General features: G+C 58.6%; 13 protein-coding genes. 7 read left to right on the top strand and 6 right to left on the bottom strand.

The genetic code is table 11. From position 1 onward, the window contains the following. Window positions 1-15: 15 nt before the first annotated feature. Complete coding sequence (locus tag HFP54_RS04610) at window positions 16-1,854, bottom strand: TIGR03960 family B12-binding radical SAM protein (RefSeq protein ID WP_168564260.1); 1,839 nt, start codon at window positions 1,852-1,854, stop codon at window positions 16-18. 169 nt (window positions 1,855-2,023) lie between these two features. Here HFP54_RS04610 and nirD point away from each other — a divergent pair, with 169 nt between their 5' ends. Continuing rightward, window positions 2,024-2,350 (top strand): nitrite reductase small subunit NirD, encoded by a 327-nt coding sequence (nirD, locus tag HFP54_RS04605; RefSeq protein WP_146410978.1) that lies wholly within the window; start codon window positions 2,024-2,026, stop codon window positions 2,348-2,350. 105 nt (window positions 2,351-2,455) lie between these two features. Here nirD and HFP54_RS04600 read toward each other — a convergent pair whose 3' ends face one another. Continuing rightward, window positions 2,456-3,154: a metal-dependent hydrolase gene (locus tag HFP54_RS04600; protein ID WP_168564259.1), complete on the bottom strand. Its 699-nt coding sequence runs from the start codon at window positions 3,152-3,154 to the stop codon at window positions 2,456-2,458. A gap of 110 nt (window positions 3,155-3,264) precedes the next feature. After that, window positions 3,265-4,506, bottom strand: coding sequence for a tryptophan synthase subunit beta (gene trpB / locus HFP54_RS04595; protein ID WP_168564258.1), 1,242 nt, complete (start codon window positions 4,504-4,506; stop codon window positions 3,265-3,267). Between the two features lie 86 nt (window positions 4,507-4,592). On the opposite strand from trpB, the gene HFP54_RS04590 reads away from it, so the two are divergent. The 3 genes from HFP54_RS04590 to HFP54_RS04580 all read left to right on the top strand — a co-directional run bounded on the left by HFP54_RS04590 (window position 4,593) and on the right by HFP54_RS04580 (window position 7,573). After that, window positions 4,593-5,471, top strand: coding sequence for a DUF429 domain-containing protein (locus HFP54_RS04590; RefSeq protein ID WP_235951275.1), 879 nt, complete (start codon window positions 4,593-4,595; stop codon window positions 5,469-5,471). 94 nt (window positions 5,472-5,565) lie between these two features. Then, a complete protein-coding gene (gene mutM / locus HFP54_RS04585) occupies window positions 5,566-6,462 on the top strand; it encodes a bifunctional DNA-formamidopyrimidine glycosylase/DNA-(apurinic or apyrimidinic site) lyase (protein ID WP_168564257.1) in 897 nt (298 codons plus the stop codon). 130 nt (window positions 6,463-6,592) lie between these two features. Beyond that, window positions 6,593-7,573 carry a prenyltransferase/squalene oxidase repeat-containing protein gene (locus HFP54_RS04580; RefSeq protein WP_390656854.1) on the top strand — a complete coding sequence of 327 codons (981 nt, stop codon included), beginning with the start codon at window positions 6,593-6,595 and terminating at the stop codon, window positions 7,571-7,573. Between the two features lie 43 nt (window positions 7,574-7,616). Here HFP54_RS04580 and HFP54_RS04575 read toward each other — a convergent pair whose 3' ends face one another. Both HFP54_RS04575 and HFP54_RS04570 read right to left on the bottom strand, forming a co-directional pair. Next, entirely contained in the window at window positions 7,617-8,876 is a 1,260-nt protein-coding gene (locus tag HFP54_RS04575; RefSeq protein WP_168564256.1) for a BamB-related PQQ repeat family beta-propellar protein, read from the bottom strand. Window positions 8,877-9,027: 151 nt separating this feature from the next. Beyond that, on the bottom strand, window positions 9,028-11,022 hold the full coding sequence (locus tag HFP54_RS04570) for an ABC transporter ATP-binding protein (RefSeq protein WP_168564255.1): 1,995 nt from the start codon (window positions 11,020-11,022) through the stop codon (window positions 9,028-9,030). Window positions 11,023-11,194: 172 nt separating this feature from the next. Between HFP54_RS04570 and ald the strand changes: the two genes are divergently transcribed. The 3 genes from ald (at window position 11,195) to HFP54_RS04555 (ending at window position 15,567) form a co-directional block, all read left to right on the top strand. Continuing rightward, window positions 11,195-12,292 (top strand): alanine dehydrogenase, encoded by a 1,098-nt coding sequence (ald, locus tag HFP54_RS04565; protein ID WP_146410996.1) that lies wholly within the window; start codon window positions 11,195-11,197, stop codon window positions 12,290-12,292. Further along, complete coding sequence (locus tag HFP54_RS04560; RefSeq protein ID WP_168564254.1) at window positions 12,285-13,325, top strand: endonuclease/exonuclease/phosphatase family protein; 1,041 nt, start codon at window positions 12,285-12,287, stop codon at window positions 13,323-13,325. Before ald ends, HFP54_RS04560 begins: the two co-directional genes overlap by 8 nt. Before the next feature lie 76 nt (window positions 13,326-13,401). Next, on the top strand, window positions 13,402-15,567 hold the full coding sequence (locus HFP54_RS04555) for a sodium:solute symporter family protein (protein WP_168564253.1): 2,166 nt from the start codon (window positions 13,402-13,404) through the stop codon (window positions 15,565-15,567). Window positions 15,568-15,598: 31 nt separating this feature from the next. Here the strand turns inward: HFP54_RS04555 and HFP54_RS04550 are convergent, their stop codons facing one another. Further along, window positions 15,599-16,054 (bottom strand): FHA domain-containing protein, encoded by a 456-nt coding sequence (locus tag HFP54_RS04550; RefSeq protein ID WP_146411005.1) that lies wholly within the window; start codon window positions 16,052-16,054, stop codon window positions 15,599-15,601. Window positions 16,055-16,081: the final 27 nt, after the last annotated feature.

Here is a 16,081-nt window from a genome sequence, read left to right as displayed (position 1 = left end):
AGGGACGACCGAGACTTACGACTGAACGGTTGCCATCGCGGCCAATTGGACGGTCGATCGGTCCTGTTCCTTTTCCAGATAGGCGCGACCGAATTTGACGTTCACGTGATCCCAGGGCAGCTTGTCCATCATCTGATAGGGCTGGTGGACTTGGGATTCCACGTTAATGCCGGCGTCTTCGATCGCGGTCCACCATCGATCGGCATCCAGGTGTTCGGTCCAGCCGTCCATGCGAGCGCCACGTTCCCAGGCCAGACGGATGGCCTTGCCCGTGCGTCGGTCGCCGCGGCTGAGGACGCCTTCGAGCAGGCTGGTTTCGACGTCGTGACATTTGACTTTGACACTGCGAATTTTGCAGCGACGTCGCATGTATTTGTGGGCCCAGTGGAAATAATCGCGGTGTTGCATTCCGTTCCACTGATAGGGCGTGTGGGCTTTGGGAACGAAGTTGGACACGCTGGCGGTGACGCGGGCATAACGGCCGCGAACTTCTTTGCCGACGGTGGCGATTTGTTCGGCCAGATCGACGATGCCGTCCAGGTCGATCTCCCGCTCGCCTGGCAAGCCACACATGAAATAAAGCTTGACGCTTTCAAAGCCGTTTTGAAACGCGACGCGACAGCCTTCGATCAGGTCGCTGTTCTTAATCTTCTTGCGGATCTGTTCACGCATGTCATCACGCGCGACTTCCGGTGCCAGCGTCATGCTGCTGCGTCGCCCGTTGCCGATCAGTTGGGGCAGCGTTCGCAGTTGATCGTTCACCCGCAAGCTGGGGACGCTGATGTTGACGCCCAGAGGTTTGAACACCTCGTGCAATCGGTGAACCAGCGGTTCAAAGTGCGGGTAATCGCTGCTGGACAGCGACAGGATGCTGATTTCGTTGTAGCCCGTGCTTTCATAGCTATCGATGGCCGCTTGGACGATCGTTTCGACTTCGCGGATCCGCAGCGGGCGTTTGATCACCGTGCTTTGACAGAACCGGCACAGGTGGGGACAGCCACGCATGATTTCGATGGCGATCCGGTCGTGCACGCAATCGATGTAAGGAACGATCGGTTCGGTCGGCAACGGGGTGCCGTCCAAGTCGCTGATCACGCTGGGGGCGATCGTTTCGGGCACGTCATCACGCAACCGGTTCAGTGCGACGATGCGATCGCCGGCATATTCGGGCTGATAGAAACGCGGGACGTAGGCCCACGGCAACCTTCCGGCCACCACGGCCAATGCCTCGGCGCGTTGACGTCGACCGTCTTCGCCGTCGGCAAAGGTGCCGTCGTCGCGACGATATTTCTGTTTCAACTCCAGCCACAAGTCACAAATTTCCGGCAACGCGGGTTCACCGTCCCCGGTGATCATGACGTCGAAATAGTCCGCCATCGGTTCGGGGTTTTGGCAGCACGGACCGCCGGCCACCAACAGCGGATCGGCCATTGTGCGATCGCTTGATTCCAAGGGAATTCCCCCCAGGTCGATCATTGTCAGCACGTTGGGCGAACTGATTTCGTATTGCAGGCTGAGCCCGACGACGTCGAAATCGGACAACGCCGTGAACGTTTCCAGCGTGTACAGCGGCACGTCGTGCCGGCGCAGCAACGCTTCCATGTCGGGCCAGGGCGTGAACACCCGCTCGGCACACCAATCACTGCGACGGTTCATCAAGCTGTACAGGACTTGCAAACCGTGGTGGCTCATGCCGATCGTGTAGGCATCGGGAAAGCCGATCGCCAACTTGCCGCGTACGTCGCGGTGATCTTTGACCACAATGTTCCGCTCGCCACCGACATACTGTGCCGGTGTTTGAACGTGAGGCCAGATTTGGGATTCCAAAAACCGACGTCGCGTTTGGTTGATCATGTGGGCAAACCGTGGTCGAAGTTAAAGGTCGCGGTCGCCGAGCGGTCCGGAAGGAATCTGACCCCCGTGTGCCGTGGCGTCTGCGATCGTTCTATTGAATGCTGTACGTACGGCAAGTTTGTGCGTTTCCGCACGCGACATGCAACCGCAAAGTGAGTGACAAAGTTAGATGGCCGAATTCGAGAATGTCGGGAAAGTCGATGATTTTGACCTGAATGTCGGGCGAGCCGTACCCGTCGACGGGCGGATGGTGGCCGTTTTTCGGACCGACGAGGGCTGGTACGCGATCGATGATCTGTGCCCTCACATGGGGGCCTCACTGGCCGAAGGTCACGTCGAAGACGCCACAGTGACCTGCCCTTGGCACGCCTGGCGTTTTTGTATCAAGGACGGGACCTGGGAGGACAACCCGCGAACCAAGGTCGATGCCTTTGAGGTCAAGGTGGAAGGCGACGACGTGTGGGTTCGGGAAAAGGACGAGCCGACGTCCGAGTAAGCCGGAACCGCAAGGCTTGCGATACAACGAGTGCCCTGTGCCCCAGGCGTTTCATCTGCCCAGACGTCTTAATGGGCCCAGAAAGAATGGGCCCAGCAAGTCGGCCTAGATTTCGATCGCTTGACCGATCTGCGGGACCACGGGTTCCGCCTCCGTTTCTGCTTTCACACGTTCGGACCAAGCGTCCGCGTCCTGGGCGATCGGCGGCCAGGTGTTGTAGTGAGTCGGCAGGACGCATTTGGGACCGATCCGCTTGACCGCCGCGATCGAATCGTCGATCCCCATGGTGAAGCAATCACCGATCGGCAGCACGGCCGCGTCCACGCCGCCGGCGTAGAAATCCATGTCGCTGTAATAGGCCGTGTCACAGGCGAAATAGATTCGCCGTCCGCCGATGCCGATCACGAAACCGGACGCCGGTCCGCCGTAGGAACCATCGGGAAGTCCACTGCTGTGGATGGCGGGGACCATTTTGACCGTCGCGACATCGTCTTCGCCGACGGAGATTTCGATTTGCCCACCGATATTCATCGGGCTGGCGTTTTCGATGCCTTGGCCGCCCAACCAGTTCACCAGTTCGAAACTGGCGACCACCATCGCACCGCTCCGCTGGGCGACGTCGACCAAATCGCCGACGTGATCGCCGTGGCCGTGCGACACCAAGATGTGATTGACGTCATCAAATTCCGACGACTTGGCCGTGGCGGTCGGATTATCGGTCAAGAATGGGTCCAGCATGATCTTCAGCTTTCCCGATTCGATCAGCCAAGTGCCGTGGGACAACCAGGTTAGTTTGCAAGTCATGGTTCTGGTGCTTCTTGCGAGTGGTTATTTGTCGATGCATCTTTGGCCGGTCGGCAGCACACTGCTCGGAATGGACGGATATGCAGCGGGGCTGAAACGCGGGCCGGGGATCACGATTCGTTCATCCAATCTTCGCCACGCAGCCGCGCGATTTCCATGGCGTCTTTATCACCACGACCCGACAGACAAATGACCAAGTGCTGGTCGGGTTTCATGTTGGCGGCGATCTGCATCGCTTTTGCAATCGCGTGACTGGTTTCCAGTGCGGCGATGATGCCTTCGGTACGAGCCATCTTATCAAACGCATCCATCGCTTCGTCGTCGCGACAGTCGACATAATCGACGCGGCCGGTGTCTTTCCAATAGCTGTGTTCGGGGCCGACGCCGGGATAATCCAGCCCCGCGCTCATCGAATGCACGTCGCAGGTTTGGCCGTCGTCGTCCTGCATCACATAGCTGTAACTGCCATGAAGAACCCCCGGCATGCCGTAGGAAAGTGGGGACGCGTGTTGTCCGGGATCCGCCGATCGCCCGCCCGCTTCCACGCCGACCAGACGAACCGATTCGTCTTCGACGAACGGGTAAAACATTCCCGCCGCGTTGCTGCCGCCGCCGACGCAAGCGACCACACAGTCGGGCAGTCGGTCAAAGGTGTCGACACATTGGCCGCGGGTTTCTTGTCCGATAACGCTTTGGAAATCACGCACCATCATGGGAAACGGGTGCGGTCCGATGACGCTGCCGATGATGTAGTGGGTATCTTCGACCGAGGACATCCAGTCCCGCATCGCTTCGTTGACCGCGTCACGCAGGGTCTTGGATCCCGATTGGACGCTGCTGATCGTCGCGCCCATCAATTTCATGCTGAACACGTTCGGTTTTTGGCGGCGAATGTCTTCGGCCCCCATGTACACCGTGCATGGCAATCCGAAATGAGCACAGGCGGTCGCGGTGGCCACGCCGTGTTGGCCAGCCCCGGTTTCAGCGATCACGCGGGTCTTGCCCATCCGCTGGGTAAGCAGGGCTTGTCCAAGCGTGTTGTTGATCTTGTGGGCACCGGTGTGATTCAAGTCTTCACGCTTCAGCCAGATTTGGGCCCCCCCGGCCGCTTCGGACAGTCGCTTGGCGTGATACAACGGACTGGGCCGACCGACGAACCGAGCCAGCAATTCGCGGAATTCACGTTGAAATTCAGGGTCCCGACGGGCCGATTCGTATTCCTCGATCAATTGATCCAAAGCACGCGTCAGCGTTTCGGGCACAAACCGACCGCCGAACGATCCGAATCGTCCTTGCGGATCGGGAACCGACGCGGTGGCTGGAGTCGAGGGCGTTTCGGCGGTATTGGTCATGGAGTCCATCTTCTTGTGAATGCGGGGGCTGTGGCCGATAGTTGGCCCGACGACCCTAGAACCGAATTGTCTCTGGAGAGCAAACCTTGGTCAACGCGATCGATCCGGCCGCGCCTCTGATCATGCCATGGATTTCCACCGTCTATGGCGTGGATTTCAGCGGGGCGGCCGAATCCGGGAAAACCGCTTGGTGCGCCACGCTGGACGTCCAGGGGGGATCGGACGTCCTTCGGTTGGTCGATTTGAAACCATTGGGGAAATGGGCCGGCTGTGATAGTCGAGACGCGGTGTGCGGTGAACTGGTTCGTCGAATCCAGGACAGCCACGAAGCCTACTGGGCAATTGATTTTCCATTCGGGTTGCCCGTCGAACTGAAATTGGGCGGCTGGGACGAACAACTGCAACACGTGGCTGCATTCGACGGCGACGCGAAACAGTACGGCCGAAAACTGGTGGCCATCACCCAGCAATACGCCCACCAGATGCACGTGCGCCGACGTACCGACACCGAAACCAAGACACCGTTTGATTGTTACCACTACCGGATCATCTACCAGACGTTCCACGGAATGCGCGATGTGTTGCGTCCGTTGTCGACCGACGCCGATACGGCGATCTTGCCGTTCACGTACGATCGTTTTTCCGCGGCGCGGCGGATCATCGCCGAAGCCTGTCCGTCGTCGTCGCTGAAACGTTGGGAATTGCCGTACCAACGATACAAGCAATCCGCCGGTCGTCCGCCCGGTCGGGAACACCGTAAAGTCCGCCGTCGAATCCTGGCAGAATTGTCCCAGTGGGTCGAACTGTCGGATTACCGCAAGCGAATCTTATTGAGCGATCCTGGCGGCGACGCACTTGATGCGGTGATCGCCGGTGTGGGCAGTTGGCAAACGCTGCGGTTGATCGATCACCAGGCCATCGCAACCGACGATCGCTATCCGTTGGAAGGCTTCGTTTACGCTTGATCTGAACTTTGAATCGGCACGCGATTCGACAGCCACGCAACATTGTTTCCATTGTCTTCGCTTCCTCCGCCACCAGCGCCATCGCAAACCACGCATGCCCGAGTTACCCGAAGTCGAAACGATGCGTCGCGGCGTCATGGAAGCTGTCGGTCGCCGCGTTGAATCGGTGACGGTTCCCCCGTGTTCCTGCCGGCCGATCGCAATGTCCCCGTCGGATCGCCAACTGGATCGGCGGATGAAGGGGCGACGCATCGACGACGTTGATCGTCGCGGTAAACGGTTGGTCATCGTGTTGGACAATCAGGACCGCCTGGTGATCGAACCCCGCATGACCGGGATTCTGTTGGTCGCGGACCCGCCCGATGTCGATCATTTGCGGTTGCAAATCGATTTGTCGGGTGATGGCGTGAATCGGCTTTGGTTTTGGGATCGACGGGGGCTGGGAACGGTGACGCTGTATCGCGAACGCGAATACCAGGTTGCGATCGACCAACGGTTGGGGGTCGATGCGTTGCAGATCAGTACCGAACAGCTTCGCCAAAAACTTTCGTCTAGTCGCCGATGCATCAAAGTGGCGTTGTTGGACCAAAGTGCGGTGGCCGGGATCGGCAATTTGTACGCAGCGGAGATTTTGTTTGCCGCCGGGGTGGATCCGCGGACCCGCTGCGATCGGCTGACCGGCCCCCAGTGGCGACGGATTCACGAACAGATCCGCGTCATCCTGGAAGATGCCATTCGGCATGAAGGCAGCACCCTGTCCGACGGCACGTATCGCAATGCGCTGAATGATCCCGGTGGGTACCAGAATTGCCACCGTGTTTACGACCGGGCCGGGCAAGTCTGTCGACGGTGCGGTGACGGACAGATTCGCCGTATCGTCCAGGCCCAACGCAGCACGTTTTTTTGTCCCCGGTGTCAAAGGCGGTCGGGCCTCCATTCCACCCTTCGCGAAGATTTCCATTCGCACGATCGGTCGGCATCGTTACGCTAGGAATGGTGTTCGCCCAACGTCGTGCCCTTTTTAGAAAGTTTGCCGAATGCAACGCCCTGCCCTACCCGCCCCTTCGGTTTCGCGTCGTCGATGGATGCTTGGTGCCGCGGCGACCGTCGCGTCGGCTGGGATGGGGGCCGGTCGGGTGACCGCGGCCGCATCGGACAATCCACGCTGGTCCGAAGCGATCAACAAGGGGCTGGAATACCTTCGCAAGACGCAGTCGTCACGCGGGCTGTGGAACACCCAGATCTATCCCACGGCGCTCGCCGCGCTAGCGGGTACCGCGATGATCGCCAGCGGCAGCACGACGACCCAGGGTTTGTTTTCCAAAGAGATCGCTTTGGCGTCGGACTTCATCATCAGCAAGTCACGCGAAAACGGATTGATCGGCGACCCGCTGACCGACCCGCGGTACACGTACGGTCATGGGTTTTCAATGCTGTTCTTGTCCCAGGTTTTGGGCGAAGAAGGCTTGTTGGACCGACGCGAAGAAATTGTCGACGTGCTGACACGTGCGGTGAAGTTCAGCGCGTTTGCCCAAACCGCCGCGGGCGGCTGGGGCTACGTTTCCGCTCGCGAAGGAAACGATTTTGACGAAGGCAGCACGACCATCACCCAGGTTCAAGGTCTACGTGGTTGTCGAAACGCCGGCATTCCCGTCAGTGGCGAAGTGATCGACAAAGCCAAACAGTACATTTATGGCTGTAAGAACGAAGACGGCGGCATCAGCTATAGCAGTCGCCAACGGGGCAGCAGCCGTCCGGCCATCACCGCAGCCGCTTTGGCGGCACTCTATAACGCCGGCGACTACGACAGCGAACACGTTCCCGAAATGCTGGCGTACAGCAAGAAACAGCTGCACGACATCAGCGACGGGGCCCGTGCGTTTGGTCACTGGCACTACACGTACCTTTACTACAGCCAAGTCGTCTATCGTCAGGGCGACGATTTATGGAAACCGTTCCGCACTCGGCTTTATGATCGCATCGCCGGCACACAGCGACCGGATGGATCCTGGGAAGGCCAAATCCATCCGGTTTATGTCACCGCGTGCAACCTGATCATGTTGCAACTGGACAACGGGTTTCTGCCCATCTACCAGCGTTGAGATCGCATTTGATCTGACGCGTTGCTTCGCTGACGCGTGATGTTCAGCGGGCGATGTCGAACGCAAACATCAAGTTCTGGTCGCGAATGAAAAGCATTCCATCTGCGACTACAGGATGGGACCAAATCGCGCCACGATTGTTGCTGCCTCGATTACCTTCGAACGTTTTCGGCAATTTCAGCTCGCCGACCTGCTGAAAGCCTTCGCGGTTGGGCACGACCAAACGGACGATGCCATCTTTATCGCCGTAGCAATACAGTCGCCCGTCGGCAAAAGCGATTGATCCGCTTTGGTTGGGCCGCGCCAATTGGGTCCACAGCACCTCGCCGCTGCGGTGGTCCTGGGCCATCCATTCGCCACGGTTGGTCCGCGAACAGCCATAGATCACACCGTCGACCAGGACGACGCCGCCGTGATGATTCTGCATCGACTTTGCCGATTCGGCGTACAGCACCTCAGCGGTCAAGCGATCGCCGTCACTGGACAATTCGATCAATTGATTGCCCGCGTTGTAGTCGCTGGTGTGATAGATCAGCGATCCGTCGATCACCGCGGTGGGAATCACGGCCGTTTGGTTTCCGGTTGCCGGTTCCATGAAAATCTGGCGACCGGTATTGGCATCGATACCAATCAAGCCGGCTTTGACCGCGGTCACATAGTACGGCTTTCCATCCAGTTCGCCTTTGACGATCGATACGTACTGGGCGGGTTCTTCGATGCCCTTGGTGGTCCAGGTGACATCGCCGGTCTTGCGATCCAAACCGACGATAAACATTCGAAGACCGGGGGTGACAAGGACTTTGTCGCCATCGACCAGCGGTGATTCACTGTAACCCCATTTGGGAATCTCACCGCCGAACTGTTCGACCATGTCGACTTTCCATTGCAGTTGTCCGGTCAGATCAAAGGCCGCGACGACGCCGATGTCGCTGACGACAAAGATTTGATCGCCATCGACGGTGGGGGTTCCACGCGGGCCGCCGCCCCAGCCGTCCAGGTAGTCGTCGCCGGTGCCGGCGCGGCAAAACGGCGTGCTCCAAACCACCGATCCGTCCGCGGCACTGAGACAGTGCAAATGACACTGACCGTTCCGACTGCCCATCGTGTAAATGCGGTCGCCGACAATCGCGGGAGACGAATAACCAATTCCCAATTGGTCGTTCTGCCAAACCATGGTCGGCCCGCCGTCGGGCCACTGTTGCAGGTATTGGCCATCATCGGCATGACCGTCACGGTTGGGGCCACGCCACTGTGGCCAGTCCGCCGATACGGTTCCGGCGACCAGCACAAGGACAAGCGACAAGCATCGCCATCGGTCGGTGCGCAATGATACGGTAGGCATCTTCATGGAAATTCGATCACGGGTAGGAAGGTTGATCGGAGGCCGAACGAAGCACTGAAGGCGACACTCGGTGAAGAGGAAGGACGACGTTTATGCCGCAAAACGGGCAGGGCTAGGGTTTGTTTGTAGCGTAATTCACGGCGGCTCGGTCGTCACGATCCAGAAAATCATCCGTCTGCAAGCTGACCATTCGCTGATAATGCCCGTCACCAGCCAGCAATTCGTCATGGCTTCCGGATTCGACAATCCGGCCGTCTTCCAGGACCACGATGCGATCGGCATTGCGAATGGTGCTCAGCCGGTGGGCGATCACAAACGCGGTGCGTCCGGCCAACAGATCGATCAAGCTGGCTTGGATCAATTGTTCGCTTTCACTATCCAGATTGCTGGTGGCTTCGTCCAGAATCAAGATCTGTGGATCAGCCAAGATCGCGCGGGCGATCGCCAGCCGTTGCCGCTGTCCGCCGGAAAGCTTGACCCCACGTTCGCCAATCATGGTGTCGTAGCCATCGGGAAGCGAACGGATGAATCCGTCTGCCGCCGCCGCGGTTGCCGCCGCCACCAATTGGTCATCGGTGACACGCCGCCGTGCGTACGCAATGTTTTCAGCGATCGTTCCGTCGAATAGGAACACGTCCTGTTCAACGATCCCCAGCAAACGTCGATAGCTGGAAAGTTCGATGTCACGCAGGTCCGTTCCATCGATCGCAATGCTTCCGGCGGTGGGATCATAAAAGCGGGCGATCAAATTTGTCAGCGTGGTCTTCCCTGCCCCGCTGCGTCCGACCAACGCGATCGTTTCCCCCGGCCGAACTTCCAGGTTGATGTCTTCCAGCACCAACGTGTCTGAACCCGGATAGGAAAAGCTGACGTCGCGAAACGTCATCGCGGCCGGGACGATCGGAGGCAACGTGATCGCATCGGCCCGCGTCGGTAACTCTTGATGAATCTCCAATACATCCAAGACGCGATCCAAGCCCGCCAGATTGTTTTGGAAGCCGACCGCGCTGCCGGCCAATGTCGCCAAGGGCCCCAACAGCATGGTTAGATAAACCAAGAACATCATCAGGTCGCCCAGCGTTAAATCGCCTTGCAAAATCTGGTAGCCGCCGTAAACCAGCAAGCCGGTACTGGCCAGCGGAATGACCACCTCCCAAATCGTTTCGATGATCCGGGTCCACCACCATGTGAAAAGCTGTTGGCGGACCAAAAAGTCGCCTTCGCGAACGTAACGCGACGATTCACTGCGATTGCGTGAAAACGTCCGAACGACTCGGATCCCGCCAAAGGTTTCGGTCGCCCCGCTGTCGATCCGTTGACGCTGTTTGCGGACGTCGCGGTACAGGGGGCGGATGCGGTTGATCCAAGTCCGGTGCGTCACCCAGACGATCGGCAATAGCATCAATCCGCCCAACATCAGTTTCCAGTCCACCAGCATCAAAATGACCAGACTGCCGACGAACTGGACGATCGCACGCCACGGGTTGTAGATCATGCTGAAGATCAGATCGGCAACCCCGCCGGCGTCTTCGCGGATCAGGCTGGCAACACCGCCGCTTTTCAGGTCGTAAACTTGATGCAGCGGCAATTTCATTGCATGGTCAAAAACTTCTCGCCGAACCGACACTTGGGTCTGATTGACAGCTTTGGTGGCCATCCATCGGCTGGTCAAATGAACGACCGTCGCGACCATCGTGATGACCGTGACGGCAACGGCCACACCGATCAATAATCCCAGACGATCGACCGGGACGCCGTCGTTGTTGACCCACGACGGAATGGAATCGGCCAGCCATGACGGCAAGGGCTGGGGGGGATTGGTCAGCGCCGAATCGATTGCCAATTTCGTACCCAGCGGGGGCAGCAAACGCAACGCAATGCCGATGGTCAGCAGGACCAGTGCCCCGACGATGGAAGACCGATGGCCGCGCGTCAGCCGAATGAATTCACCGAACAATTCGGCAAACTTGCGTTCGCGTTCTCCCAACTTTTTGGCCGATCGGTCCGGTCGGTGGGGGTGCGACGGTACGGCAGCACCGCTTTTGTATCGTTGCCGAATCTGGTCGCGGTATTCAGCGAATCGCTTTCGGCTGGGCTGCACAGGCATGGAGGAACAACAAACGCGAAGGAATGGCAATGCGGTCGATCAAGAAATCGGTCGGCCAACCGGTACGTTGTCAAGTCGGCAAAGTCAGTGTGTCGTATCATGCCGGCAGGTCAACCGAGGCGTCGTGAGGTCTCGGTGACGTCGGCAAGGTTGTTACAAAGCAGATTTCACCATGATCGTTGGCGTACCCACGGAAGTAAAAAAGGATGAGTATCGCGTTGCAATGCTGCCGGTCGGTGCGGAGGAATTGATCGCCGATGGGCATCGCGTGGTCGTCCAGACCGGGGCGGGATTGGGGTCCGGGTTGGCAGATCATGACTACCTGAAAGCTGGTGCCGAGATCGTTGCCACGGCCGACGACGTGTTTGCGGTCGCCGATTTGATCGTCAAAGTCAAAGAACCCCAGCCCGAAGAATACCCACGCATTCGCAAGGGCCAGTGGCTGTTTACCTACTTTCATTTTGCCGCCAGCCGCGAATTGACCGAAGCGATGGTGCAGTCCGGCGCGACCTGTTTGGCCTACGAGACATTGCGCGATCCCTCCGGGCGGCTGCCGTTGTTGACGCCGATGAGCGAAGTGGCCGGACGGATGAGTGTTCAACAGGGGGCGAAGTACCTGGAGCGTCCTCAATTGGGACGCGGCATTTTGCTGGGCGGTGTTCCCGGCGTTCCGCCGGCGCATATCACCGTTTTGGGCGGCGGCGTGGTCGGTGCGAATGCGGCGAAGATTGCCGCTGGCTTTCGGGCCGATGTGGCCATTCTGGATGTGAACCTGGATCGGCTTCGCTACCTGGACGATACGATGCCGCCTAACGTCAACGTGCTGTACAGCGACCGACACACGGTATTGGAACAACTGGCTCGCGCCGACTTGGTCATTGGCTCGGTGTTAATCCCCGGTGCGAAAGCGCCCCAACTGGTTCGCAAGGACGATCTGCGTTTGATGAAATCGGGCAGCGTCGTGATTGACGTGGCAATCGACCAGGGCGGCTGCATTGAAACCAGCCGACCGACCACCCACAGTGAACCGACGTTCGTTGTCGATGAAGTGGTCCATTACTGTGTGACCAACATGCCAGGTGCGGTCGGCCGGACCAGCACGTTCGCCCTGTGCAATGCAACACTGCCCTGGGTGCGACGGATTGCCGATGCGGACCAGACGACCCTTGTGCAGGATGCATCGATTCGGTCCGCACTGAATATTCACGATTACGGTGTCACCAATGAACCCGTGGCGCGTGCGTTTGACATGGAATACTGCAGTGAATGATCCATCAAACGCTACGCGAACGCGTAAAGCAGCTCCGGTGCAATCGGAAGTGCCGAATCGGTGGGCGCGTGCGTTACAATGGATCGCCGGACGAACCAGCGTCTTGCTGGTGTTGGCGGTGCTGATGACTTTGGCCGGATATGCCGGACGGTGGCACTGGTTTGCCGACGCAATGAATCACACACGCTTTCACTTGATGGTGGGGGCATTGGTGGCCTTGGCGGTTTTCGCCGCGGTGCGATGGTGGCGGTGGGCGGTATTCGCCGGTGTCTGCTTTGTCGCCAATTTTTGGACGGTCTGGCCGGTGCAGTGGGTGATGCCGGTGCAGTGGGTGATGCCGGAGCGGCAGGCTGATGCTGAGGGCCCCGAGGTCCGTGTGTTGTTTTGGAATGTGCACGCCAGCACTGATCGGTGGGAACAAATCCGGGCGGTGATTGATCAGGCCGACGCGGATGTCATCGCGTTGATCGAATTGAATCATGCGTTGGTTCCGGCACTGCAACCCCTGCGGCAATCACACCCGTACTACCAGGAACTGTCGCGGTCGGGGGCATTCGGACTGGGCGTTTACAGTCGTCATCCGGTTCATTGGGTCAAGACGGGTGGGGATCCGGCAGAAATCCGCGGCACCATCAACGCCGGTCAGGCTGAACTTGATATATGGGCGGTTCACACGCTTCCCCCCATGGGGACTGCAAACTTGGCCGAACGCAATGGGCAGTTACGGAGTGTTGCATCGGAGCTTGCGGGTGACGTTCGTGAACGCCGCGGTGTGGTCGTCGGCGGTGACTTCAATATTACGCCTTGGGCTCGTGAGTTTCGAACGCTGGTTCAGCGTTCAGGTTGTCGCGATTCCCGTGATTCGCGTGGGTACCAGGCGACTTGGCCACGATCTTTGGGGCCGCTTGGCATCCCGATTGATCACGTTTTGGTCAGCCCCGGTGTTCAAATCATTGATCGCATGGTGATCGCAGGTGATGTGTCGGACCACCGTGCCGTCTTGGTTCGGTTGCGTCCGGTGGGCGGTCGCTGACATTGGGGAAATCGCCGGTCAGCGGCGGCGTCGGTGGGCGACACCGCGGGCGGATGTGTTTGCTACAATTCGCCGCATGAGTGCCATTGATATTGCCGTTTTGTTGACCTATTTCGCCGTCATGATCGCCATCGGTGCCTGGGCGTCGCGCCGCGTGCGCGATCAAGAAGGCTATTTCATGGGGGGCCGCGGTTTCGGCAAATTGTTGCAGACCTTTGCCGCCTTTGGTGCCGGAACCGGAGCACACGAACCGGTCACCGTCGGCCGAACCGGTTGGACCAGCGGGTTGTCCGGCGTGTGGTCGGCAATGATGTGGTTGTTCGTCACGCCGGTGTACTGGATCACGGCTGTTTGGTACCGCCGCATGCGTCACCTGACCTTGGGGGACTGGTTTGTCGAACGATACGATTCGAAACTGCTGGGTGCTGCCTACACCTTGTTCGCCATCGTGTTCTACATGTTTTATCTGTCGACAATGCTGTCGGCGGTGGCCAAGTTTTCAATCCCGCTGATCGGAACGGAAACAATTTTCGGCTTGCCAGCCGCGATGGTGTTGATCCCGTCGATATCCGTGGTGGTCATTTTGTACGGCGTTCTTGGCGGACTGACGGCGGCTTACTGGACCGACTTGTTGCAGGGGATTTTTATCATTCTGTTGTCCGTCCTGTTGATCCCGTATGGGTTGTGGCAATTGGCCGAGCGTTTCGGTGGTGACGCACCGGTGACTTTGCAGACGGGTTTCGAGATTTTGCATCGTCGCGTCTCGGCGGACTATTTCCAGTTGTTCGCGGGGCCGTCCAGCGGTGAATTTCCGATTCACTACATTTTGTCACTGACGGTTCTTTCACTGGTCGGCATCGTCGTTCAGCCACACTTTATCGCAACCGGTGGCGGGTCGGCCAAAAGTGAAATGGAAGCCCGGGTGGGATTGGTTGCGGGTAACTTTCTAAAGCGGCTTTGCACCGTCGGTTGGGCGATGACGGCACTGATCGCGTTGGCGTTGTTGGCCGATCAGGTGGAGATCGCACAGGACCCCGATCGCGTCTGGGGTGTCGCGGCACGAGAAATTTTGGGGCCTTTGAAATTCGGTCTGGTGGGGCTGATGCTGGCGTGTCTGTTGGCCGCGATGATGAGTTCGGCTGACACCTATATGATCGTCACGTCCGGATTGGTTGTGCGAAACTGGTACGCCGCCTACGTCGACCAAGATGCGGATGAATCGAGGTATCTGTTGGTCGGCCGACTGGCGGGATTGATCATGTTGATCGGCGCTGCGTCGATCGCGATGACGATGTCCGACGTGTTCGGACAATTCAAGATGGCGATCGAGTTGCCGATTTTGTTTGCCGCACCGTTTTGGGTCGGCATGTATTGGCGACGTCCGGGAAAGGCCGCCGTCTGGGGCACCGTGGCGTTTTCAACATTGGTGTTCTTTGTTCTGCCCTTGTTGTTGCCCGCAGTGTTGCCGTCGCTTCGGACCAACGAATCCCTGCTGGCCGCGACACGGCGGGTCACGACGACCGTTATCCGACCGGCGACCGAATCCGACGTCGCCAAACGTCAAGCGTGGGATGCCGCCGCCGAGCAAATCCGGTCACAGGGTGCCGAAGCGGACGCGACCCAAATCGAAAGCCAGTTGTCGCATTTAGGTCCCGCTCCGCCAGTGGCCGTGTTGGGCGAAGACATCACCGTGACACGGCAACGGGGCGGTCGTTCGGTGTACTGGCGAGGCGGGTTTGAATCGCCCGAGACGTTGCAATGGCAGGTGGTCGATCAACAAACGAGCGAAGGTAGGTCGACCGTCACCGAACGACGCACCGCTGGCGGTCGGGGTGCCGGCGCGTTGGATTTGGATCTTTGGCTTTACGAATGGATCGGATTGGATTTGTCCGGTGCCAGTGATGCCTTTTTGCAGACGCTACGCTTGCCGGGCCGAGTGTTGATGCCGTTCATGGTTTTGATGGTCTTGTCCTTGTTCACCCCTCGACCACCCGAACCGCAAACTTCGCGATACTTTGCCAAGATGAACACACCGGTGGATCCCGATCCGCTGGCCGATGCACAGCGGTTGGCCGCCGCATATTCGGATCCCGATGCAACGGGTGGGAACAAGCTGTTCCCGGGATCCCAGTGGGAATTCGTTCGTCCAAGCAAAATCGACGTATTGGGATTCGTCGCGTCGGTGGGAATCTGCGTTTTGGTGATCTCGTTGTTGGTTTGGCTGGCCGGGCTGGGCAGCTAACCCACCGACCGACGGTTGCCAGACCGAACGATCACGAGCCGTCTGCTTTCTTCTTCTGCTGCAGTTCTTTCTGTTTTGCCAAGAAGTTTTGCACGTCTTCGGGCGTGATCACTTTCATACGTTCGGTCACGTCCAATTCGATGTAGTCATCGGGTTCGTCGGGAATTTCCTGTGGCAGATCGGTCCATTCCAGACGCAGATTGAATTTGCCGATTTCGATCATCATCCCCGGGCTGATGACGGCTTTGTCGACCTTTTGATCGTCGATGTAAACGCCGTTGGTCGACCCCATGTCGCGGACAATCAACGCGCCCTGTGGGTCCAACGTGAAGGTGCAATGTCGGCGGCTGATGGTCGAATCATTGATCGTGATGTCCGCAGCAGGGCTGCGGCCCACGGTTGCCGGCACGGACAGCACCCACTGTTGCAGGTCCTTTCCCGAGGCGGTGTCGACCAGGACGAATTTGTAGACCATCGAATCACGCAAGCTGAAACACCAGAGTTACCCGCTGAT

It is taken from the genome of Crateriforma spongiae (assembly GCF_012290005.1).
Classification (GTDB): Bacteria; Planctomycetota; Planctomycetia; order Pirellulales; family Pirellulaceae; genus Crateriforma; species Crateriforma spongiae.
The sequence above is the reverse complement of the archived record's forward strand: the minus strand, read 5'-3'. Positions and strand labels throughout refer to the sequence as shown.